This window comes from Ruminiclostridium herbifermentans (assembly GCF_005473905.2).
In the GTDB taxonomy this organism is placed as follows: domain Bacteria; phylum Bacillota; class Clostridia; order Acetivibrionales; family DSM-1351; genus Ruminiclostridium; species Ruminiclostridium herbifermentans.
On record NZ_CP061336.1, the window covers coordinates 428,615 to 450,738 of the forward strand.

Below are 22,124 nucleotides of genomic sequence, written 5' to 3' on the forward strand. Positions count from 1 at the left end.
TAGGAGGTTTTAGTAATGTTAAAAAAGAAGATATTTTGCTTAATAGCACTATTAATGGCATTATCTGTTTTTACTCCAAGATTGTATGCACAAGCAGCAGGTGATTTACAAATATTGTTTAATAATAATGGAAATGCATCAACATCAAGTAATACGATAAATGCTAATTTTAAGGTGATTAATAACGGAAGTTCAAGTATAGACTTAGCAGATTTGAAATTAAGATATTATTACACTGCAGATTTTGATACGCCACAGAATTTCTATTGTGATCATGCAGGTATGTTAAATGGGTGGACGTACACTGGTGTTACTGATAAGGTAACAGGTACATTTGGTAAATTAAGCCCTGCTGTTTCAAAAGCCGATTCATATTTTGAAGTAGGTTTCAAAGATGATGCTGGAATTCTTTCAGCGGGAGGCTATATTGAAATCCAAACCAGAGTGGCAAGAAATGACTGGACAAATTATGATATGTCAAATGACTATTCATTTATGACTTTAAGTACATATGGTGACAACGATAAAATTTCCGCTTATATGAAAGGAGTTCTCATATATGGCGGTGTAACTAATATCAGTACTTCAACAATAACACCTACAGTTTTTACATATGACAAGTATACATCTTCAGATGTAACAATAACTCTATTACCATTTGGGAATTCATTTAAAGGAATAGTTGGACTGACAGAGGGAGAAGAATACTCATTATCAGGAAACATTGTTACTCTAAAAGAAGAATATCTTAACAGCTTACCAATTGGAAATATGAAGCTTACCTTTGATTTTGGCGTAACAAATAATCCCGAATTAACATTAACAATTAAAGATACCACACCTAATCTTCCTTTTGATGCAAAAATTGGAACGGCTGTGGGTTCACCAGGTGATACAGTAACAGTACCTATTACATTTGAAAATGTAGCAAAAGCAGGTAATGTGGGAATTTGTAATTTTTACATAGGTTATGATAATACTTTATTAGAAGCAGTATCAGTAGCACCAGGCTCTATAATTAAAAATTCGCAAAATAATTTTTTCAGCACAATTAATTCAAACAAGGGTGAAATTAATTTTATATACCTAGATAGCACTATAGGTGATGAGATGATTGAATCAGATGGTGAGTTTGCTCTAGTGACCTTCAAAATAAAGACCACTGCGACAGCAAAGACAACACCATTGGAATTCGTTAAGAAACCATATACTGACCCTATTGGTGTACTTGAATTAATGGCAAATACAATCAACGGAAGCATTACTATAAAAAGTCCTGAAATATTGCCCACAATTTCACCTTCATATATAAAATTTGAAAAAGATACTTCTCTCGACGTAGTAGTATCAATAACACCTAATGGCAATACATTCAAAGGTATTATGGGTTTAGTACCTGAAATAGACTATACAATATCAGGTGATAAGTTAACAATATCAAAGGACTATCTCAACAAACTTCCAACAGGAACTATACAGCTTACCTTTGACTTTGGTTTAACAATAAATCCTGTATTAGCAATAACAGTTATGCCCGGACACGATCATCCTCTTACTTTAAAAATAGAAAATGTCATAGGTGAGCCAGACAGTATAATAAATGTACCGGTTACGCTTACAGGTATAGAGTATTGTGGAAATGTAGGAACCTTTAACTTTTATATAAAATATGACAAAGCATTTTTAGAGGCAGTGTCTGTGACTGCTGGAGAAATAATAAAAAATCCTAATGTTAACTTTTCTACAAACATCAATACCGATAAGGGGACAATCAGTTTTGTATTTCTTGATAATACCCTAGGTGATGAGTTGATTACTTCTAATGGGGTTTTAGCAAATATTCAATTTAAAACGTTATTGAGCGGAACAACTACTGTGAAATTTGATGATAAATTTGCTTTTGCAGATGGCTCTATAAACGTAATACCTTATGTAAATCTAACCCCAGGAAATATTGACATAACGGCGATAGAATTATTCCCTAAAATTAACCCAACTTCAGTCTCATTTGATATGTATAGCGTAACAGACATACCTGTAACTATTACACCAAATGGACATACTTTTAGAGGCATAACTGGACTAACAAAGGGAATTGACTATACAGTATCAGGAAATACCGTAACTATTCTTAAGAGTTATCTAAAAACACTGGTATTGGGGACAAAGGTACTTACCTTTGATTTTGGTGTAGCAAAAAATCCTGTCTTAATATTAGAAACCAAAACAAGCCCACATAAGTTTTTGAATGTGAGAATTGGGACTGCAACTGGTAATAAAAATGATATGGTAACAGTGGCGGTGACACTTTCAAATGTGAAGGATGCAGGAAATGTGGGAACCTTTTTATTTGATGTTAAGTATGATAATACTATTTTAGAAGCAGTATCAGTGACCCCGGGTGACATTATTATTAATCCTGATGTGAACTATAGCACAAAAATTGATTCTAGTACTGGCACAATTAGAATGCTATTTTTAGATAATACAATAGGTGATGAACTTATTACAACTGATGGAATATTAGCAAACATTACATTTAAGATATTAGAATCTGTAAATAACAAAACACCTATAACATTTAAAGAGGGTGGGGTATTTGGAGATGGAAAGTATGAAAAGATAGTAAATGTTAATTTCAACAATGGCAGTGTTGTCATAGAAGACAATCTAAGCCTTAATTTATCAATTGGAGAAATAACTGGAAAAGAAGGTGAAATGGTAAAAGTTCCTATTAGCTTCAATAATGTTGCTAATTTAGGCAATATAGCGAGTTGTGATTTTAGAGTAGGTTATGATACTAACTTACTAGAAGTAGTATCTGTTGAACCAGGTCCTATAGTAACAAATTCAGAAGTGAATTTTGGTACTAATATTAGTACAACTAGTGGAGCTATCAGATTTTTATTTGTTGATTATACATCAGGAAGTGAATTAATTAACCAAGATGGTGTATTTGCAAATATCAATTTTAAACTCAAGACTCCTGCTGAAGCAAAAATTTCAACGCCTGTTACAATTATGGATATTGGAGCGTTTGTAGATTCCAACGTAAATCAAATGCCTGTAAGTTCGGGAAATGGCAGCGTTACTATTTATCGTACTTCTCTTTCTGAGGCTAAAATAAATCCTTCAGTTATATATTTTAAATTAGGCACTTCAATAAGCACATTAATAGAACTTACTCCAAATGGGAATAAATTTATTGGTATTTATGGCTTGAAAGTAGGCTATGATTATTCAGTGTCATTGAATACTTTAACACTACATAGTAGTTATCTTAACAGACTTGAACCTGGTAAAAATAGACTGATTTTTGACTTTGGTCTTGATGATAAAAATCCTGTGTTAGTAATAGAAGTTAGTGCAGGAACACCAACAATAAATCCTAATTATAATATAGTAGATAAAAATGATTTATCAAACATAGTTGTAGAGCTCACTCCAAATGGAAATCCTTTTAATGGAATTATAGGATTGACAGAGGGAACTGACTACACGGTATCTGGAAATACATTAACATTACTTGCAAGCTATATAAACAATCTTGAGTGTGGTACAACGAGACTTATCCTTGATTTTGGTGTAACAAACAATCCAATTTTGAGTGTAAAAGTTATTGATTCAAGCGTAGAACTTCCTCTTGAAGTAACAGTAGGAACAGCAAAAGCTAGCCTAGGTAATATGGTTAGTATACCAATTACATTTACAAATGTTGCTAACGTGGGAGATATTGGAACATGTAATTTTTATATAAGCTATGACCCTTCTATAGTTGAAGCGGTATCAGTACAGGCAGGCTCAATAGTTAAAAATCTAGCAGTAAACTTTTCCAGTAGGGTTGATAATTCTAAGGGCGTAATCAGTTTTGTATACCTTGATAATACCATAGGCGATGAATTGATTGACGAGGATGGTGTTTTTGCTTATATTACGTTTAAAGTTAAAGACTACTCTTCTACAATATCTCCTATCATCATTAAAGAGGACGGAGCTTTTGGTAATGCCACTTTTTCTAAGATTAATAATATTATAAAGGAAGATGGATATATATCCATTTATCGTCAAATGTAATTATGGTGGTTTAGCGGCATAAAAGGATACTAACTGAAAGCTTAAATGAGAAGAAATGTTATATGTCAAATTTAAATGAAACAGTATATTAATCTCTCATATGATACGGGAAAAATAGAATAGGCAGTAGTGTTACTAGGAGTAAAAGAAACTTCTATGATGTTATGATATATATTTCGCAGGCTAATATCTGCTCAATGAGATAGTGTTTATTTATAGCTAATAGTTTTAATAAAAATCTAATATTCTTTAACCGAGAGAATGAAGTTATGAAGAGACCTCCAACAGTTATAAATGATATGTACTCCCTTTACTGAGCAAATCCAGCAAAGGGGGTACATATCAATAACAATAGTGGGTCGGTTTTTTATTGTATATAAAATATCAAATATAGTAGTAACCAGTGGGGATTGATATGGCTAAATACACTTTTAATAAAAGTGGTTTGAGATTATCTTAATTGCCAAGGTTGGAGTACTAATTTGTAAAAGATATATATTATATTAAGTTCTAAAACTCAAAAAAGTACTGTGGGTGGTTATTTAAATTACAAAAGTGTAAAGTGTGTTAAAAATCCTATGATAAAATAAGTTTACTGTTTTTATAAAATTAGGAAGGAAATTGTAATATTATGTGGAAATTACATAAGTATAATTCCTACATAGGAGACAGTACTGTGGATAAACGATTTTTAACCTTTTTGATTGTATTAATTATGATTATTTTTGTAGCTGGTTCTTTTCCAATGGTAACATTTGCAGAAAATTTTGATTATTCTAGTAAAATAAATGAGTTGTCTGAGCGAAATGAGCAACTGAGTAAAGAGAATAAAGAACTTAGAATATTACTAGATAATATAAATAAGGAGAGTATAAGAAAAGAGGATATCATTAAGTCTTTAGAGGATAAAGAAGGCAATCTTATTGCTACGGCAGAGCACACTATTAATCGTGTAAACTTTTGGCTTACTTTTTTAGGTATTTTTATATCTGTTTTAGGTTTATTTAGTGTTATTGTATGGCTCTTAAAAATGACTGTCCTGTATGGGAGTTTGTTGAAGAGGATTAAGTATATAAGAAATACATCAATGAACTTAGATTTATTGAGTTGATTAATAAGTACAAAAGATAAAGATAAAAGCTAATAACTCTCAGTTAAAAAGATTTGATTATCCGATACTAACAAACTGATATTAGACAATAGTAACTATATGAAAGATGTAGTGTTTAAACTAATTTTGTTGACATTATCAATATTTACCATTATAATTAAAAGTATATTGACATTGTGTTTGCTTTATGATACCATATAAGACTGTATTTTGGATGCTGTAGTGAATTATATATTATATGAGTGTCAATAATAATCATATTCTATTATAAATATGAATATGATTTTAATGTTATTATATGAGGAATACTATCTAAGTGTTATTTGAGTATCTATTTTAGTAAATATTTAAAAGGAGCATAATCTTATGCATTCAATAGTTGAAAATAATAGTGTTAAGGTTTTTTCTGCAATAGATTTTCTTAGCACTTTTTTTTCTATTTTAAAAACTAAAAATATTAACGTTGTATCTAGTAGTAAATTATTTTCTGTGGTAGGAAAATATAGAGAACGATTTATCGATTTGTTTATTGATATTGATATAATTGATAATTGTGGAACAGTATGTTCCCATGATTTAGAAGAAGGAATTTCTATGCTTCAGATTTTAGGTGCGATAAGCAAGGCAAATCCTAGGTATGAAAGAATAATACTAAAAATGCACAAAGAATCAGCAAATGAAATGATTCAAGATTGCCCTGAGGAATATCGTGCTGAAATAGAGGAGTTTACAGAAGTATTTATAAAAGAAATAAACTGTAAATAGACAAATGAGTGGCGGTGTATTGTGTGGTTACAAAAATAGAAGCAAATGTTGATGAAAATATTTACTCTTCTTTCTTGGAAAGAATTAATGATATTGTTAAAGAGTATTTGAGTGTTCATGCAGGGACTGATTATCATCAGTTCTCTGAAGATAAGGTGATAAATGATCCAATATGGGGTTGCGTTAAGTTTAATAGTTGGGAAATTGCAATAATAGATACTCCTTTATTCCAAAGGTTACGGGATATATATCAAGTCGGTTTAGGGGTATTTACATATCCAGCTGCAAGACATTCTAGGTTTGAACATTCACTTGGAGTAGTGGCAATAGCATCTCGAATGATTGAAAGTCTTAGAAACCAAAAATTAGGGTTTATTAATATATCAGATTATGAAGTAATGGATGTGAGGCTGGCAGCCTTATTACATGATATTGGCCATTGCTTTTATTCACACCTATCAGAAGCATTTTACGGTACACTTCCTGAATTTATTATGCTACAAAAATACTTTAATAAAAAGTTCGGAGTAAAACCTAAGCCTCATGAGATTTTTTCGTACATAATTATTAATACAGATGCATTTAAAGCATTTTTAACGCATAACAGTATACTAAATAGTCAATACATATCTGCATCAGGTACAATTAATGACTTAATGGTTAGAATTGGGAATATGATAATTGGAGTGCCCAATTATGGACGAAGATCTGAAGGCAAGCATGGAAAAAAGTATTCGTTTCTGACTAGAATTATTAATGGTGATATTGATGCTGATAAATTAGATTACATAAAGAGAGATAGCTATACATCAGGCTTACCTCTAACTTTTGATATAGAACGTTTGTTATATAAAATTACAATCAGAGAACCAGAAAATACAAATGAGTATCAATTAGTAGTTGATATTGCTGGAATAACAGCTGTAGAAGAAATAACATTTAGTAAATTAATGCTTAACAACTATATTTACCACCATCAGAAGGTTTTAGCAACAGAAGTTATGGCTAAAGATATAGCTCTTGCATTAATGGAATTAAATATTGTAAAACATCCATGTGATTTTTTATGGTATACAGATAAAACTATTGAAGCACTGGTTGAGGATAGCAGAATACCTTTCAATAAGTATAACTGTACTCATGATTTGGGTTTTTTTGTAAGAAGAGTCAAGAACAGATATTTACCAAAGAGATGCTTTGAAATAAATAGTAGAGTATTGGAGCCCGATTGTACTGAAATCCAAAAACAAGAATATGAAAAAGAGTACATAGAAAAATGTATAAATGAATTGGAAAGTGAACAAGACAGAAATAAAAAGGCAGAAATACTTTTAAATTTTGCTACAGATTTGTTTGAGTTTACTGATATACAGAAAAATTATATAGCACAATATAAGAGTTTTATTGCTAATTTTAGTAAAAAGAACTACAAGGAGTACACGGAGTGGATAAGGAAGGACATATATGAATGCATACTGGATTTGTATAAAAAATTAAATTGCCAATTTCCAGTATCAGGAATAAGTTTATTTGATATACATGTCGTAGTGCCAAAATCAATTGATGAACAGATGATTTTTGCAACACCGATAATTTATAGAAATTCTCAAGAGCAAACTCCTACAGATATGCTGTCGTATACAAAAAATTGGGCGCAGGCATTTAATTCTAATAAGTGGAGCGGTTATGTTTTTGTAAGTCCCCATATAGATGTTACTATTGCTTTTAAAGCAACCTTAAAAGTATTGGAAAATCATATAAAAGGTATTAAATTTACAAGCCCTGACTATTATGTAAAAAGGCTTAGTGATGATATGATGCAAAGAATTGATGGGTTGTCTTGAAGTATATAAAATTATTATCCCGCACACTGATATAAAAGCCTGATGTAGTCTACAATTTTAAAACTATAGCAAGTGGTGTGGAAATAAGTGAATTACTTAGTAATAATGCTCTTTTCGGCCTATTGTTGGAATGAATCTGTTTTTTATCTAAGCTTTATTTCAAGCAAATAATATATTTTTGTCTATATTAAGTAAAATAAATATTCATCTATAACTGAAATAAATAAAAGTTATTCAGTTATAGATGAATATTAGTTTTATATAAGTTTTTGCACCAAAGTAGGCGTGGAGGTTAATGTGAGGTTTGTACGAAAATGGTCATACTCATGTGCGAAATATCTATCGCATATGCTAGAAGAGGATCACCAAAAGAAAGCTGTATATTATTATGGGTTTCAGATAGCTATTGGCAGTGCTGTTAAGATTATTTCATTAATAGCTGCTTCCATTGTTTTTGGAGTATTGATTCCTGCACTTATAATATCAATATCCTTTACATTGCTGAGGAAGGTGGCTGGGGGCTTCCATATGAAAACCTATGGCAAGTGTCTTGTGGTTACAATAGGGTTATTTATTGCAGCAGCCTCGCTTGCCCAATACACTCATCAATATTGGAGTGTTAGAGATATAGTAGTATTAATCACATTGACGTTTATTACAGGAATATATTTATTGATTAAATATGCCCCAAAAGACAGCCCAAATAGATTAATTACTGATTTAATGGAAAGACGGAGATTCAAGATTCTATCAATAATTTACATGATTATATGGCTGATATTGGTCTTTGTTTTAACAATGTACGAAATGAAAATGTATACTCTTGCATTATGCTTTAGTGTTATGCTTGAGATATTTGGGATTACACCTGTAGGACACAGCTTTTTTGAAAAGATTGAGCATAGACTGGCATTAGAACGTAAAACAAGTTGATTTCAGACGTGGAATTTATATATTATTATAGTTTTAAAAGTGCTTGTGATTGTTATTATAGGTGTTTAGTTAATACAAATTGACTTTTTTTGCCTTTTGCAATTGACTTTGTAAATTTTATATCATATACTAAAATTAAAACTAATATATAGAGGGTGATTTTTGATGGTAATGAATTTATACATATTGTTTTTTGTATCATTACCTGAAGCATTTTTAAATTTAATAATAGCCTTGCTTATTACAGGACAAAAAGGTAAATTAAAATTAAATAGAAATAATGCTATCAGTTTTTTATCTACCTTATTTTTAATGCTTCTTTCTTCATGTATTATCCGGCCTATATCTCCTAACATTATAACAAGTATGACATTGCATATTATTGCATATACAATAATAATAATGATTATATACAGGATGAAGTTGGTATATGCTTTGTTTGGAACAGCATTTTTTTTTATGATAATTACTACCACAGAAGTTCTGTATACACCATATGTGATTACATACGGGTTTCAAGGGATGGAAAATTTTCAAAATGCATATTATTGGTATGTACCTCTTTCTGCACCACAGAGAATTATTCAGATGCTAGTTGCAGTATTCTTATGGAAGCATGATATTTTACTTGTTACACGTATAAGTAAAAAGTTTCACAAATTGTTTCTAGTATCATTTTTATTGTTGGTGTTTGGCGAACAATTATTATATTTTGTATTTGTATCCATTTTTGATAATCTACAGTTCGTATATCAGATAGTATTTTCTGTTGCAATGTTTGTAATAGTATTAGTGCTTAATGTATTAATTTTAAAACTAATATATACAGTGATAGGCGGTTTAGTTATAAAATCCTATAATAAATATAATGATTTTGAGGATGATGTAAAATTTGCTTTTGATGAAATACGTACCTTATTGGTAAATAATCAAGTGGATGAGGCAGTTAAACTTATAGATGACCTTAATGGGTAAAATTTAATATAAAGGGGATTGAGAATATGAAGTCAAAAATTAAGCTGTTACTTGCACCTTTGTCAATAATTATTACACAGCTTGCGCTTTCTGGTATTTGCTCTGCAAGCAGTTCGACATTTTATCAGCCAAAGGCTCCAAAGCATTTGGCATCACGTAACAAACTTTAATCTCAAAAGTTTTATTGATTAAAAATAAAAGGAACAGCAAAACACCTAATTTTATGGGTGTTTTTGCTGTTTTTCTTGTTCAATATACTTGCGTATAAGTTTTTCGAATTTATCTGTTTCAATATTGGAATCTTTGTAAGCGTCAAATAGAAAAGCACCTTGACAAAACCTATCGAGCAGCACTATTACATGATTCTGGCACGTTAGATGGAAGTAAAAGTTCAAGTGCATTAATATTATTGTGAATATCCCAATTGGGAGCATTTTTGAAAATATACACAAGATAAGCATAAGGATTTAAGCCGTTCTCTTTTGCGGTCTCTATGATACTGAAAATTACAGCACTTGCCTTGGCCCCACGAGGTGTATTTGCAAAAAGGAAGTTTTTTCTGTCTATCACAAACGGCTTGATGGAACGCTCAGCACGGTTGTTGCTAATTTCTAGTCTGCCGTCAAGAAGATAACGCTCCAGATATCTACGTTGTTTAATCATATAATGAACTGCCTGTCCCAAACTGGTTTTGGGTGCAGGATTTAAAGATTTTAGCCACGCAAAAAATTCGTCAATCAAAGGCTTTGCCAGTTCCTGACGTTTTTGAAAGCGCTCATTCGAGTTTAATTTTTGTAAACTGCACTCAATATCAAACAGTCCATCGCAGTACCTCTTACCTTGGAGGGCTGCAGAGTTTTCCCTATCTTTTGTTGGAAGGACTTTGAGTGCTTCGTCCCATTTGCGTCTTGCGTGTGCCCAACATCCCACAACTGTAATTCCCTCAGGCAAATTGTGATATCCTTTGTATCCATCGGCATGAAGATATCCGCGGAAACCTTTGAGGAATTCTGCAGGATGCTTGGCTCGTCTATCTGGTTGGTATTCATATAACACAATAGGATGCTGTTCTTCACCACTTGTCCTATACATCCACATATAACTCTTGTTTTGAGCTGTCTTTTCAGGTTCGTGTAGTACTTGAAGCGTAGTCTCATCAGCGTGAAGTACTTCGCGTGTACAGAGTATTTCTCGTAATGCGTTATATACTGGCTCCAGCCAATCCTCGGAACATTTGAGCAGCCAGTTTGACATGGTTTGCCGTGATAAATATATTCCATTTCTACGAAAATCCTGCTCTTGTCGGTACAGAGGTGCTCCCATAACAAACTTTTGTGTCATTATTTGTGCTACAGCTTCTGGTGATGCAAAACTGCCCTTAATAACGGGATTGTCTACAGGTGCTTTAAGGATTGGAACCCCACAAGCATTTTTTTCACAATCTCGGCAAGCATATGTATACCTAACATGTTCTACAATAACTGCTTTTGCAGGTATCAGCTTTAATTCACGTCGGACATCCTTACCCATAATATGTAGAGCCTCGCCACATTCTGGACATTTTTGTTTATCCTTCGGAAGAGTATGCTCAACCACTTCCACAGGCAAATCCGGTGGAAGTCTATCGGCATTTTCTTTTGCTTTTTTGCGGTAATGGCGTTCTATTTCTACAAGCTCTGGCTCTGCCTTTGCTTCATCTGCAGTTGCTTCAGCTTCATTAAATAGGTTGATTTGGTCGTATTGGCTTTTTTCACTGGAAGCACCAAATTGATGATGTTTTGCAAGGCGCACCTGTTCCATAAACCAGTCTACTTTCTTTGAAAGCTCTGCAATTTGTTCTTTCATTGATATGTATTCAGATTTTGAAATTGTAATTTTTTCATCGTTTTTCATGTTCCTATTATATCATGAAAATCCATGAAAATCCATAGTTTCAGCTGTTTTACTCTGTTTTTATATAGCGGTGTTTGCTCTTATTTCCTGTCGCTTTAACTTTTGTGTGAGACGTGGACTTCCTAACAAGTATTCCATTTCTTCAGATGTAAGCATCATAGTTTGCTCATCTCCTGCTAATGGCCATTTGAAATGCCCTTTTTCCAATCGCTTAAAGTGCAGCCAAAAGCCATCCCCATCCCATTCTAAAATTTTTAATCTATCTCGATTACGATTACAAAATACAAATAGCGCCCTACCAAACGGATCAAGTCTAAAACTACCTTCGACTATTGCCGCTAGTCCGTTTATTGACTTACGCATATCTGTATATCCACAGGCAAGATATATTCGTTTGTCTCTTGTATTTAACATAGTTTCAACACCTTGCAGACACGTATAAATGCCGCTTCATTAAAGTCTACAGGTACAATAACTGTAAAGCCGTTAATTTCTACTTGTATTTCAGTATCTGTTGCTAAGGATGTCACTTCTGCCCATTTAGTTTCAACCTTTGTTTTTCTATTCCGACGAGAATTTTGCTCAGAAAGAAGACCAGCTTTCTTTAACCTACTAATCTTATCTGACATTGTAGAAAGATTAATATTATTCTCTGCACACCACGCTTTCAGTGTTTGACCACTCATGCGTTGCTGTTCATATAATTTAATCCATTCCTCATTAGTTCGTTTAACTGAGCCCATATACTCATACCCCCTTGGGCTCAGTTTATCATCCCAATACTATCATGTGTAGGTGTCCATTGGTTTGACGCTTACGAATCTTTCATTATTACTGCTAACTGCAAATAAGGGATAAAATTATCGTTTTTCAGATAGCTTTCAAATGCAGATAGTTTCCTACCAAAAAATTTGCTATTATCAACTGCTTCTATTTCGGAATCGTCAGTGATTCCAAGCATATAATCTGAAGAAACATTAAAATGCTTTGCAAGTAAAGCAATAACATTGGTGTCTGGCTCTCTTTCGCCAAGCTCATATTTTGATATGGATTCTCTGCTTTTGCCTAAAGCCTTTCCAACTTCGATTTGAGATTGCTTTTTGGCTTTACGCAATTTCTTGACCCTCTCTGAAAAGACGGACATTTTTAATCACCTCAATAAATAATTATAAGGACTGATGTTATTTAAATCAATCCTTTTTACTAACAGGAAAATGTACTATTGTTTCCCATGCAATTTATAGTGTTAAAAATACATAATTTCGTTATTTTTCTCAGAATTTTGGGAATCAGCATGATAACTTATTATATAGTTGAAATAATACTAAATAATTCTAAAATATTCCAAAAAATAGTTGACGAAATTCTAATATAGTTATATAATAATGGTACGAAGTGTACCAATTTTATAAAAATTATCGACAAACTATCAAAAATTTTGGTACACTTCGGCTATTTCAATTCTACAAATTTGATACATAATGCTCTGTATAATATAGACTGTTGTATGTCTCATAAACTTCATTTCCTGAAAACATGAGTTTATATAAAAGGCATTAGTACAATATTAAATAGGTAGTTATGCATTAATATAGGGGTGGGGCTCATGTATTTCCCCCCTTCCCACCCTTTCTGCACATGGTATAGATTATAGAAAAATCCAGTTAATCACAGGAGGTTTTAAATGCTATACGATACAACAGACAAAGACAATATTATAGATAGAAAAATGGAAAGAGTACTCTCAGAAATTATAAATATACTTACATATTCGGAAAAAGTGGACAAAAAAAATAACGAAAATATTAGCGATGTGATTGACAATATTATGATGAATTATTTATGGAGAAAAAAGTAATTATAAAAACTACTCAATATTTACACATCAAAGTTTGGCTATTCTAGCAAGTATTTAGATTCTTATTAAATGAGTTTCTTTGTTATACCCAAAATGAGAAATACATTTTTTAATGCAAGTTCTAGTTCTTAAGTTAATGAAAAAATATATATGGTATGATATAAATATATGTCCTTGACATGAATTAAGGTTGGAAAGTTAATACTATAAAACATAATATATAAAGTGGTTTTGATTTTTATTAATATACTAATTATTTTACTGAAGGCAGGTAATATATATTTTTTATTTAGATATAGAGCAGGATACCTTTACATATAAAATGCAGGTATTAATAAAAAATAATCTTTTATTTATTGCAAGATAACTTATTTATATTTTGGTATTGACATATATAGAAAAACATGTTAGCATAATCTAAAATTGAATAACTCATGAGGGAGTAGTTAGCACATATTAAATAATGTGTTTTAAGTCAACATCATGGCGTAATCGCTTGGCTTTAGATTAAATGACCAGACTCATGTGTAGAATTGGCAAATGCCTTCTATGCATGAGTTTTTTTGTGCATATGTGGGCAAGCTAATTTAAATAAAACAACATATAAGGGGGAAATGTATAATGAAGTTTTATTGCAGCGAAAAAGAAGAGGTATTAAAAGCTGTAAAAAGTAATGAAGGTGGTTTGACTTCGGCAGAGGCAGATAAAAGGCTTGCTGAGAATGGAAAGAACAAGTTGAAAGAGGGTGAAAAGGTTACTTATTTGCAGCGGTTTTTAGGGCAGCTAAAAGATCCAATGATAATTATTTTACTAGCAGCTGCAGTAGTTTCAGGATTTACTGCTGCTTATTCAAATGAAGGTTTTACTGATGTAATAATTATTATGTCAGTTGTAATCATTAATGCTGTATTAGGAGTTTATCAAGAAAGTAAAGCCGAAAAGGCTATCGAGGCATTGCAGGAAATGTCTGCCTCAACTAGTAAGGTGCTCCGTGATGGTCAGATATCAATAGTGAAAAGTGAAGATATTGTTGTTGGCGATGTTATTCTTTTGGAAGCAGGAGATGCAGTTCCTGCAGACGGAAGAATTATTGAAAATGCAAGTATGAAAATAGAAGAGTCAGCACTCACTGGTGAAAGTGTTCCTGTCAATAAAATGATTGAAAGGCTTGGACTTGATGGTGTTGATGTAGCTTTAGGTGACAGAAAGAATATGGCATATATGGGGAGTACTGTTGTATATGGCCGTGGCAAAGCAGTTATTACAGCTACAGGTATGGATACAGAGATGGGTAAGATAGCAGATGCCATTACAAAAGCTGAACAGGGTCAGACACCGCTTCAGATTAAGCTTTCTCAGCTAAGTAAAGTATTAAGCTATTTAGTCATTGGAATATGTGCTTTTATTTTTGCATTCAGCCTTATTCGTTCGGGGAATTTAAGTGGTGAAGTTGTTTTAGATACATTTATGATAGCGGTAAGCCTTGCAGTTGCAGCTATTCCAGAAGGTCTTGCAATGGTAGTTACTGTTGTGTTATCAATTGGTGTTACTAATATGTCAAAACGTAATGCCATTATAAGACGATTGACGGCAGTTGAAACCTTAGGATGTGCTGAGATTATATGCAGTGATAAAACAGGTACACTAACTCAAAATAAGATGACAGTTGTTGAACATTATGGTGATGATACAAAGCTATTAGCAAAGGCAATGGCATTATGTTCTGATGCTGAACTAGACAGCAATAATGAAGCTACTGGTGAACCTACAGAATGTGCTCTTGTAAATTTTGCATATAATGAAGGTCTTCCAAAGCCACAGCTTAAAGTAAATGCTCCTCGAATAGGTGAAGCGCCCTTTGACAGTATGCGTAAAATGATGAGTACAGTTCACAAAACCTCAGACGGTATCGTTCAGTACACAAAAGGAGCGCCAGATGAAATTTTGAAGCGCTGTAAAACCTATCTTAAGGATGGTAAAGTAATGCCTCTTGACGATGCTGCCATTAATGAAATAAAAAATGCAAATAAAAACATGGCAAGCAATGCCCTTCGTGTACTTAGTGTAGCCCAAAGAAGTTATGACAAGGCTCCAACAGAATTTGAACCGGAAACACTTGAAAAGGATTTGACCTTTATAGGTTTGACAGGTATGATTGACCCAATTCGTTCTGAAGTAAAGGATGCCATTGTTGAATGTAAGAGTGCAGGTATTACGGCGATAATGATTACAGGTGACCATAGAGATACGGCAATTGCAATTGCTAAGCAGCTTGGTATTCTTGAAAATGAGTCACAGGCAATTACAGGTACTCAGTTAGATGGAATAAGTGATGATGAACTTGAAAAAACAATTGGTAATTATAGGGTTTATGCACGAGTACAGCCTGAACACAAGGTAAGAATAGTTAATGCTTGGAGGAAAAAAGGAGCCATTACTGCAATGACCGGTGATGGAGTTAATGATGCACCAAGCATAAAGAGTGCTGATATTGGTGTTGGTATGGGAATAACAGGAACTGATGTTACGAAGAATGTTGCAGATATGGTACTTGCAGATGATAATTTTGCAACAATCGTAGGTGCTGTTGAAGAGGGAAGAAGGATTTATGATAATATCAGAAAAACAATACAGTTCTTATTAGGATCAAATATGAGTGAGGTATTAAGTATTTTCTTTGCAACCTTATGTGGGTTTGTTATTTTACAGCCTATACATTTACTATGGATTAATCTCATAACTGATACCTTCCCTGCTCTTGCTCTTGGTATGGAGAAGGGCGAAGCTGATATTATGAAGAGAAAGCCTCGTTCATCAAAAGAGGGGATTTTTGCTAATGGACTTGGTGTGGATGTAGTTTATCAGGGAATACTAGTGGCAGCATTAACAATTATTGCGTATTTTGTTGGACATCGTATTGAATCAGGTGTATGGGAAGTAGCGCAGAGCGCCGATGGTATAACAATGGCGTTCTTAACATTAAGCTTTGCAGAAATTTTCCATAGCTTTAATATGCGCAGCCATAGAGGAAGTATATTTAAGATTAACAATCAGAACTTGTTTTTATGGGGAGCGGGTATTGCCAGTCTTATTATGACAATGCTTGTTATCTACGTACCTTTTCTGGCAAATGCATTTAAATTTGAGCACATAAGCAGCATAGAATTTATGTATTCTGTCCTTATAGCAGCTTCTGTTATTCCGATTGTTGAAATAGTTAAAGCTATACAGCGCTTTGCTGCTAAGAATAAGTAATACAAGCTTCTTGGAAGAGGCTAAAAAGCAGTATAAATGAAAGTAGTAATCACATTAATAAATTTTAAGTTATAAGAATGGAAACCAATTATAGCATTTGATTGTTATAGTTGGTTTCTTTCTCTTTAAAGTAGAAATTGTCTCTTGATTAATTTACTCAAACTTAGCAATTATAATTTATAGCTGCACTAGAATTACTAATGATTTGCAAACAATATAATTCTAAAAAATGGTTAGTGCTTGCATGGTGTACTTTTGAATTTTGAGCCCATCAATGCTTTAAGATATTTTCCACAATCACCATCCATGGTTTATAGTGTGCTAGGCGTTGTTACAAAACAAGAAATATTACATAAATTATTTCGTAAAATGGCTTAACCAAAAACCTATACAAATTCCGACTGTTCCTAAAAGAAAAGAGTAAATAAATGAAATATGTGAATTGGATTTTCGAAGTGCTATGGAGTTCTTATAATATAGTTCAGCATCAATTCTTGCCTTAGCTTTTGCAAGTTCAAGCATATACTCTGATACTTGCACCTCAGTTTTTAATTCTAAATTATGTAAATATTCCTGATTCATTATTTCCATAAAATCATCCCCCATTATTATTAATATGATTTATAGGGACAAACATTACAAAATAATAAAAATAAATCAACTTTCGCTAATTAGAATTTTATAGATGAGAGAGGATTATCAAATGTTTGCTGCCTAGATAAATATATTATTTAGTGATGGTTTATCTCAATGCTTAAGCTGTCTTTCAGCATTGCCCGTACATAGTTATTAGTGTGCTGGAATTAATATCGTGTTGGTAAATATACTGTCAACTTTGTTGATAAATATACTTTTAACTTGGCCTTTTATTTTACAAAAATATAAGGTATAATTGTCTAAGGAACAAAATAGTAGTTTTAAAAATATATCTAATTTAAACTATTTGTATTTGTCTGTTCCTCGTCAAATATTCAAATCAAAAGGTTCAATTAGTAATTAACTCAAACTTCTCATTTAGAAATGCTGCATAATCCATTACAGTATCAAGTGTTATAGCTATTATTATATTCATACAATTACTACTTTTTATTAAGGACAAGTAGTTATATCATAACTTAAATATCCTATTTTCAAGAAAGTAAAGAAATACATTTAAAAGAAATTCAATTCTAATTGACAGAAGTCTGACCATTCAGTGATTACAAGTACCTTATAAAGATTTTGAGAGATTAAAATATAATTTTGACAAATTTGATAAGCGCTTTGCGAACAGATATTTATGCACTAAAGTATTGCAATAAGCTTGTTTCAGTTTGTTTTATCTTGTTTAAAACTTAAAAATATAAAATATTTAAAGTTAAGAGGAATCTATGGAAAAGAAACTACATGAAGGACATCGAAAAAGACTTAAAAAGAGATATTTAGCAGAGGGGATAGATGCCTTTGAGGACTATCAAGTGCTTGAACTGTTGCTTTTTTACTGTATACCTATGAGGGATACAAATGAACTGGCGCATAAAATGATAAGCCAATATGGTTCTTTGGCAGGTTTGTTTGAAGCTGATACAAAGGATATATGTAAAAGATGTGGAGTTAGTGAAAATACTGCTATTCTTATTTCAATGATACCCTCATTATCAAGAAGATACCTCAAAGGTAAATGGGGAGAAAAGCCTTCTTTATGCAGCACAACCAAGGCAGGCGAATATGCAATAGCCTTATTTGCTGGAAGGACATATGAAGTGTTTTACGTAATTTGTTTGGATTCGCAGAACAGGGTAAATTATGCTTGCCTGCTGCATGAGGGCACATTAAATGAAGTGCCTGTATATCCTAGATTGGTAGTTGAATTGGTTCTGAGGCATCAAGCTAACAGCGTAATACTTGCACACAACCATCCTGGCGGAAGCCTAAATCCCTCGAAAGAAGATGTTGAATTGACAAAAAAAATAAAAGCAGCTCTTGAGCCTATATCAGTTTCAGTTGTTGATCATATTATTACAGCAGGCAACAGATATATGAGTTTTAAGGAGAGGGAGTTGTTATAGGCATTTTTAGACTTCAGTTGCGGGGAAAGATATTTCTGCTTGCTTTAAGTGTTTTTAACCACAATCTCAATAAATCATGGTTGGTGAGATGAAAAGGTCACTAAATCAATGACTAATTAAAGACTCGAGAGTGACCATGTACGCACTAGCTATAATTTAGATTTGTATCGGGTAACAAATAACATTGATTAGTTTGAAAAAGGCTAAACAAATACTACAATACTGACAAGGAATCTTTGGTAACAAAACAGCGATTTGCTTGAACACATAAAGATTTTGTGGTATTAGAGTTGAGTTAGTAATTGATAATTACATTACATACAAAATGTTGCAAATAATAACAATAAAATCTTAACGGAATAGTTATAATATGAAATAGCTATATAAGACAAAGAGAGAACACAATTCTTGATAATGCTGCTTATTAAAGGTATTCAATGCTGGTGAAGCTTTATTGTATAATCAAATGAGGATGGGAATTACATGTATAAAAAATATATTTATTTAGTATTGGTTGTAACATTGCTTATTCTAAACACTGGTTGTGAAAAAAGAGGGACACCTAAACATATAAGTGCTCCAGACAATGTTCTTGAGGTCTATTATCTTGAGCAGGATAAGTCTATTAATGATAGGGCATTAAATGAATTTAAGAAAGAACATAATGATATTAAAGTAATTGAAAAGTCTATACAGAATTCAGAAATTGAAGACTTTGCTTTAAAATTTAAGGCACAGCTTGCTGCTGGGACAGGCGCAGATATTCTATTTATGCCTATGTATTTATTGCCGCCTATTAGCAAATTATTTGACAGTGGAGTTCTATGCGACCTCAATCCACTAATTGCTCAAGATAAATCCTTTAAAATTGAAGATTACAACCAAATAGTAATGGATTCATGTACCTATAATGGGAAAAGGTATATGATGCCCATTGACTATACTTTTTTCTATTTTTATACCTATAAGGCAGTTTTGGGTGATTTTAAGCTAAATACAATAAACTGGACCTGGGATGAACTGATAAATGCTGAAAAGGAGTATTTTAAAAAAGGAACAGGAGCAAGTAAATATTTCATTTCACCTTCTTTTGATTTTAGTGTTTTATTAATTGATTCAAAACCTTATGTAAATTACGAGCGTAAAATATCAGAATTTAATACACCTGAATTTATTAAACTGCTGAAAATTTACAAAACTATTGCTCCACTTGTTTGTCCCATTGAAGAATACACAAGTCAAAATGAATTTGAAAAAATGGAAATGCTGAGTGTGCTTCAATCTAGTTTTTGTACTGGAGTAGGAGACAGCCTTGGCTTCAATGACTATAATAAAGCGTTTGGCGAGGATGCAATAATTTTGCCATATCCCACTTTAGATGGTAAAGGAGATACTAATGCATGGGTTGACAGAATATTGGCCATTACCTCTAAGTGCAGATATAAACAAGAAGCTTTTGATTATATAGAGGGCATATTATCAAAAGAAAATCAAATGAGTGATAAATTGAATGTGCCAGTAAATAATGCCGCATTTAAAGAGCAGCTTGAGCTTGTTAAAATTATAAGACCAGATTCTCAGATTGAGGAACTTTTTAAAACTGTAAATAGCTGTTCATTTCTTGATGCAAGTGTGCTAGATATAATTAATAAAGAGCTTCCTGACTATTTAAACGGGAAAAAGTCAGCTGAGCAGATAGCTAAAGTAATTGATGAGAAGGTTTCATTGTATTTGAATGAGTGATTTAGACGTTAAAGACTTGTTTATCAATTGAAACTGAGTTGCCCAAATTTATAAAGGGAAGCAGAACCGCAGAAGAAACAGCTAAAATTATTGATGGACGAGTATCAATTTGTTTAAATGAATAAAATGTGAGAGCCCCCTATAACTAAAACACTGATAATATTGAAAAATTGAAAGAAAGGAATGCAGCAATGAAAATAATAAATTATAAAGTAAAAAATTATATAGCCGTTTTATTATTAATAATAGCATTTGTGCCAATTACATCTTGTTCAAATGAAGAGGCTGTACGTGATGAAAGCAAAGCTAAAGAATCAAAGGCAGAAATAAAAATAGATGTTATGAAAAATGAACATTATTTGCTTGCAGCAATTTCGGAATTTAATGAGACTCACGATAATGTACGCATTAGTTATGATGATTTAATTAATTTTAATGAGGAATATAGAAATAAGTACATCACCAGTTTAGCTGTAGGTGAAGGACCAGACATACTAAGAATTGAGCCTCGATTATTTGTTGCAGTTAATAAGATGGTTAATTCAGGAATATTTTATGATTTGAATAAGTTAATTGATAAAGATAAGGACTTCAAGCTTTCAGATTATAACCAAAAGGTACTGGAGAGCGGGGTATTTAACGGCAAAAGGTTTTATATACCTTTAGGGTATGACTTTAGTACTTTTTTTGTAAAGGGAGGGACATTAAAAGAGAATGGCTTTACTACGGAAGGTCCTAACTGGACACTAGCAAACTTTGCAGATGAGGCATATTCGTATACGCAGAAAAATAAGGGAAAAGGGTTTATTGTAACTTGGGATTTTGCTTTAAGCGATATAGTTAAAATTAGTGGAATAAACTTTATTGACTATGTAAAGAAGGATGCGAAGTTTGATTCTTCAGAATTTATAGAGTTAATAAATATTTATAAAAAGCTAAATTCTACAGTGATATTAGCAAAAGATGTTTCTGCTAGTTACACAGGAAGTGAGGATCTCCTTGAGATAAGTACAGTCTGCCCTGAATTTGAGAATGGTACTGCCCTAATAATGGATAACAGTGTAGCTTCCCCCATGTGGTTTAGGGACTTTATTAACCAAAAAACCAATTTATATTTGTTCCCTCAATATACAAGTAAGAAAACCATTTTGCTAGAACCTATGGTGTCTTTAGCTATTAATTCAAAATGTATACATAAGGACGAAGCGTATGAATTTATTAAATTATTACTGTCAGATGAGTATCAAAGTATCAGCATTATGAAAAGAGATTTTCCATACATTCCGGTTAATACAAAGGCTTATTTAAATAACGTAAATTGTTTTATAAGCAATCTAGGTGACCAAGCAGTTGAGGAGATTTATGACCGAGAAAAAAGAAAGCTGCAAGTAGAAGCACAGCTAAAGGAAATAGATAGTATTAGCATATGTGATACTGTAGATGCTCAAATCTACAATATTATGGACAGTGAGGTAAAAGCTTTTATTGATGGGAAGTATAGCGCAGAACAGACTGCAAAGATTATTCAGGATAAGGTAATGCTTTATTTGAATGAGTGATGAAGAGTATTTTTCTCAACTATAAGTATTTATGATGGAAAGAGATATTTACTTCCTATTGATTAT

17 protein-coding genes are annotated in these 22,124 nt (G+C 32.3%); 12 read left to right on the forward strand and 5 right to left on the reverse strand.

All coding sequences use genetic code 11. The features are described 5' to 3' along the window. Nucleotides 1-15: 15 nt before the first annotated feature. The 7 genes from EHE19_RS01815 to EHE19_RS01845 all read left to right on the forward strand — a co-directional run bounded on the left by EHE19_RS01815 (nt 16) and on the right by EHE19_RS01845 (nt 9,872). Nucleotides 16-4,074 (forward strand): cohesin domain-containing protein, encoded by a 4,059-nt coding sequence (locus EHE19_RS01815; RefSeq protein WP_190530459.1) that lies wholly within the window; start codon nt 16-18, stop codon nt 4,072-4,074. A 676-nt stretch (nt 4,075-4,750) separates the two neighbouring features. Then, the gene (locus EHE19_RS01820) at nt 4,751-5,185 is read left to right on the forward strand and encodes a hypothetical protein (protein WP_137699275.1); all 435 of its coding nucleotides are present in this window, start codon (nt 4,751-4,753) and stop codon (nt 5,183-5,185) included. Between the two features lie 366 nt (nt 5,186-5,551). Next, complete coding sequence (locus tag EHE19_RS01825) at nt 5,552-5,950, forward strand: hypothetical protein (protein ID WP_137699274.1); 399 nt, start codon at nt 5,552-5,554, stop codon at nt 5,948-5,950. 23 nt (nt 5,951-5,973) lie between these two features. After that, nucleotides 5,974-7,794: an HD domain-containing protein gene (locus EHE19_RS01830; protein WP_137699273.1), complete on the forward strand. Its 1,821-nt coding sequence runs from the start codon at nt 5,974-5,976 to the stop codon at nt 7,792-7,794. Between the two features lie 297 nt (nt 7,795-8,091). Continuing rightward, a complete protein-coding gene (locus tag EHE19_RS01835; RefSeq protein WP_137699272.1) occupies nt 8,092-8,727 on the forward strand; it encodes an accessory gene regulator ArgB-like protein in 636 nt (211 codons plus the stop codon). Between the two features lie 165 nt (nt 8,728-8,892). Further along, nucleotides 8,893-9,702, forward strand: a complete 810-nt coding sequence (locus tag EHE19_RS01840; RefSeq protein WP_137699271.1) for a hypothetical protein — start codon at nt 8,893-8,895, stop codon at nt 9,700-9,702. Nucleotides 9,703-9,728: 26 nt separating this feature from the next. After that, the gene (locus EHE19_RS01845; RefSeq protein WP_137699270.1) at nt 9,729-9,872 is read left to right on the forward strand and encodes a cyclic lactone autoinducer peptide; all 144 of its coding nucleotides are present in this window, start codon (nt 9,729-9,731) and stop codon (nt 9,870-9,872) included. A gap of 169 nt (nt 9,873-10,041) precedes the next feature. Here the strand turns inward: EHE19_RS01845 and tnpC are convergent, their stop codons facing one another. The 4 genes from tnpC to EHE19_RS01865 all read right to left on the reverse strand — a co-directional run bounded on the left by tnpC (nt 10,042) and on the right by EHE19_RS01865 (nt 12,739). Continuing rightward, entirely contained in the window at nt 10,042-11,595 is a 1,554-nt protein-coding gene (tnpC, locus tag EHE19_RS01850) for an IS66 family transposase (RefSeq protein ID WP_190530276.1), read from the reverse strand. 60 nt (nt 11,596-11,655) lie between these two features. Next, a complete protein-coding gene (gene tnpB / locus EHE19_RS01855; RefSeq protein ID WP_137699309.1) occupies nt 11,656-12,009 on the reverse strand; it encodes an IS66 family insertion sequence element accessory protein TnpB in 354 nt (117 codons plus the stop codon). Further along, on the reverse strand, nt 12,003-12,338 hold the full coding sequence (tnpA, locus tag EHE19_RS01860; RefSeq protein WP_190530278.1) for an IS66 family insertion sequence element accessory protein TnpA: 336 nt from the start codon (nt 12,336-12,338) through the stop codon (nt 12,003-12,005). Before tnpA ends, tnpB begins: the two co-directional genes overlap by 7 nt. A gap of 71 nt (nt 12,339-12,409) precedes the next feature. Next, the gene (locus tag EHE19_RS01865) at nt 12,410-12,739 is read right to left on the reverse strand and encodes a helix-turn-helix domain-containing protein (RefSeq protein WP_137697656.1); all 330 of its coding nucleotides are present in this window, start codon (nt 12,737-12,739) and stop codon (nt 12,410-12,412) included. Nucleotides 12,740-13,279: 540 nt separating this feature from the next. Between EHE19_RS01865 and EHE19_RS01870 the strand changes: the two genes are divergently transcribed. Both EHE19_RS01870 and EHE19_RS01875 read left to right on the forward strand, forming a co-directional pair. After that, nucleotides 13,280-13,453 (forward strand): hypothetical protein, encoded by a 174-nt coding sequence (locus tag EHE19_RS01870; RefSeq protein ID WP_171003572.1) that lies wholly within the window; start codon nt 13,280-13,282, stop codon nt 13,451-13,453. 621 nt (nt 13,454-14,074) lie between these two features. Further along, nucleotides 14,075-16,708 (forward strand): calcium-translocating P-type ATPase, PMCA-type, encoded by a 2,634-nt coding sequence (locus EHE19_RS01875; RefSeq protein WP_137697657.1) that lies wholly within the window; start codon nt 14,075-14,077, stop codon nt 16,706-16,708. Nucleotides 16,709-17,065: 357 nt separating this feature from the next. Here the strand turns inward: EHE19_RS01875 and EHE19_RS01880 are convergent, their stop codons facing one another. Further along, nucleotides 17,066-17,299, reverse strand: a complete 234-nt coding sequence (locus tag EHE19_RS01880) for a hypothetical protein (protein ID WP_137697658.1) — start codon at nt 17,297-17,299, stop codon at nt 17,066-17,068. Nucleotides 17,300-18,078: 779 nt separating this feature from the next. Between EHE19_RS01880 and EHE19_RS01885 the strand changes: the two genes are divergently transcribed. The 3 genes from EHE19_RS01885 (at nt 18,079) to EHE19_RS01895 (ending at nt 22,058) form a co-directional block, all read left to right on the forward strand. Further along, a complete protein-coding gene (locus EHE19_RS01885) occupies nt 18,079-18,756 on the forward strand; it encodes a JAB domain-containing protein (RefSeq protein ID WP_137697659.1) in 678 nt (225 codons plus the stop codon). Between the two features lie 483 nt (nt 18,757-19,239). Next, on the forward strand, nt 19,240-20,499 hold the full coding sequence (locus EHE19_RS01890) for an ABC transporter substrate-binding protein (RefSeq protein ID WP_137697660.1): 1,260 nt from the start codon (nt 19,240-19,242) through the stop codon (nt 20,497-20,499). A gap of 191 nt (nt 20,500-20,690) precedes the next feature. Beyond that, nucleotides 20,691-22,058 (forward strand): ABC transporter substrate-binding protein, encoded by a 1,368-nt coding sequence (locus EHE19_RS01895; protein ID WP_137697661.1) that lies wholly within the window; start codon nt 20,691-20,693, stop codon nt 22,056-22,058. The last annotated feature ends 66 nt before the right edge of the window (nt 22,059-22,124 follow it).

Coding starts and splice junctions, on each gene's coding strand:
- EHE19_RS01815 (WP_190530459.1), top strand. CDS start 16: ATGTTAAAAAAGAAGATATTTTGCTTAATAGCACTATTAATGGCATTA.
- EHE19_RS01825 (WP_137699274.1), top strand. CDS start 5,552: ATGCATTCAATAGTTGAAAATAATAGTGTTAAGGTTTTTTCTGCAATA.
- EHE19_RS01840 (WP_137699271.1), top strand. CDS start 8,893: ATGGTAATGAATTTATACATATTGTTTTTTGTATCATTACCTGAAGCA.
- EHE19_RS01845 (WP_137699270.1), top strand. CDS start 9,729: ATGAAGTCAAAAATTAAGCTGTTACTTGCACCTTTGTCAATAATTATT.
- tnpC (WP_190530276.1), bottom strand. CDS start 11,595: ATGAAAAACGATGAAAAAATTACAATTTCAAAATCTGAATACATATCA.
- tnpB (WP_137699309.1), bottom strand. CDS start 12,009: ATGTTAAATACAAGAGACAAACGAATATATCTTGCCTGTGGATATACA.
- tnpA (WP_190530278.1), bottom strand. CDS start 12,338: ATGGGCTCAGTTAAACGAACTAATGAGGAATGGATTAAATTATATGAA.
- EHE19_RS01865 (WP_137697656.1), bottom strand. CDS start 12,739: ATGTCCGTCTTTTCAGAGAGGGTCAAGAAATTGCGTAAAGCCAAAAAG.
- EHE19_RS01870 (WP_171003572.1), top strand. CDS start 13,280: ATGCTATACGATACAACAGACAAAGACAATATTATAGATAGAAAAATG.
- EHE19_RS01875 (WP_137697657.1), top strand. CDS start 14,075: ATGAAGTTTTATTGCAGCGAAAAAGAAGAGGTATTAAAAGCTGTAAAA.
- EHE19_RS01880 (WP_137697658.1), bottom strand. CDS start 17,299: ATGGAAATAATGAATCAGGAATATTTACATAATTTAGAATTAAAAACT.
- EHE19_RS01885 (WP_137697659.1), top strand. CDS start 18,079: ATGGAAAAGAAACTACATGAAGGACATCGAAAAAGACTTAAAAAGAGA.
- EHE19_RS01890 (WP_137697660.1), top strand. CDS start 19,240: ATGTATAAAAAATATATTTATTTAGTATTGGTTGTAACATTGCTTATT.
- EHE19_RS01895 (WP_137697661.1), top strand. CDS start 20,691: ATGAAAATAATAAATTATAAAGTAAAAAATTATATAGCCGTTTTATTA.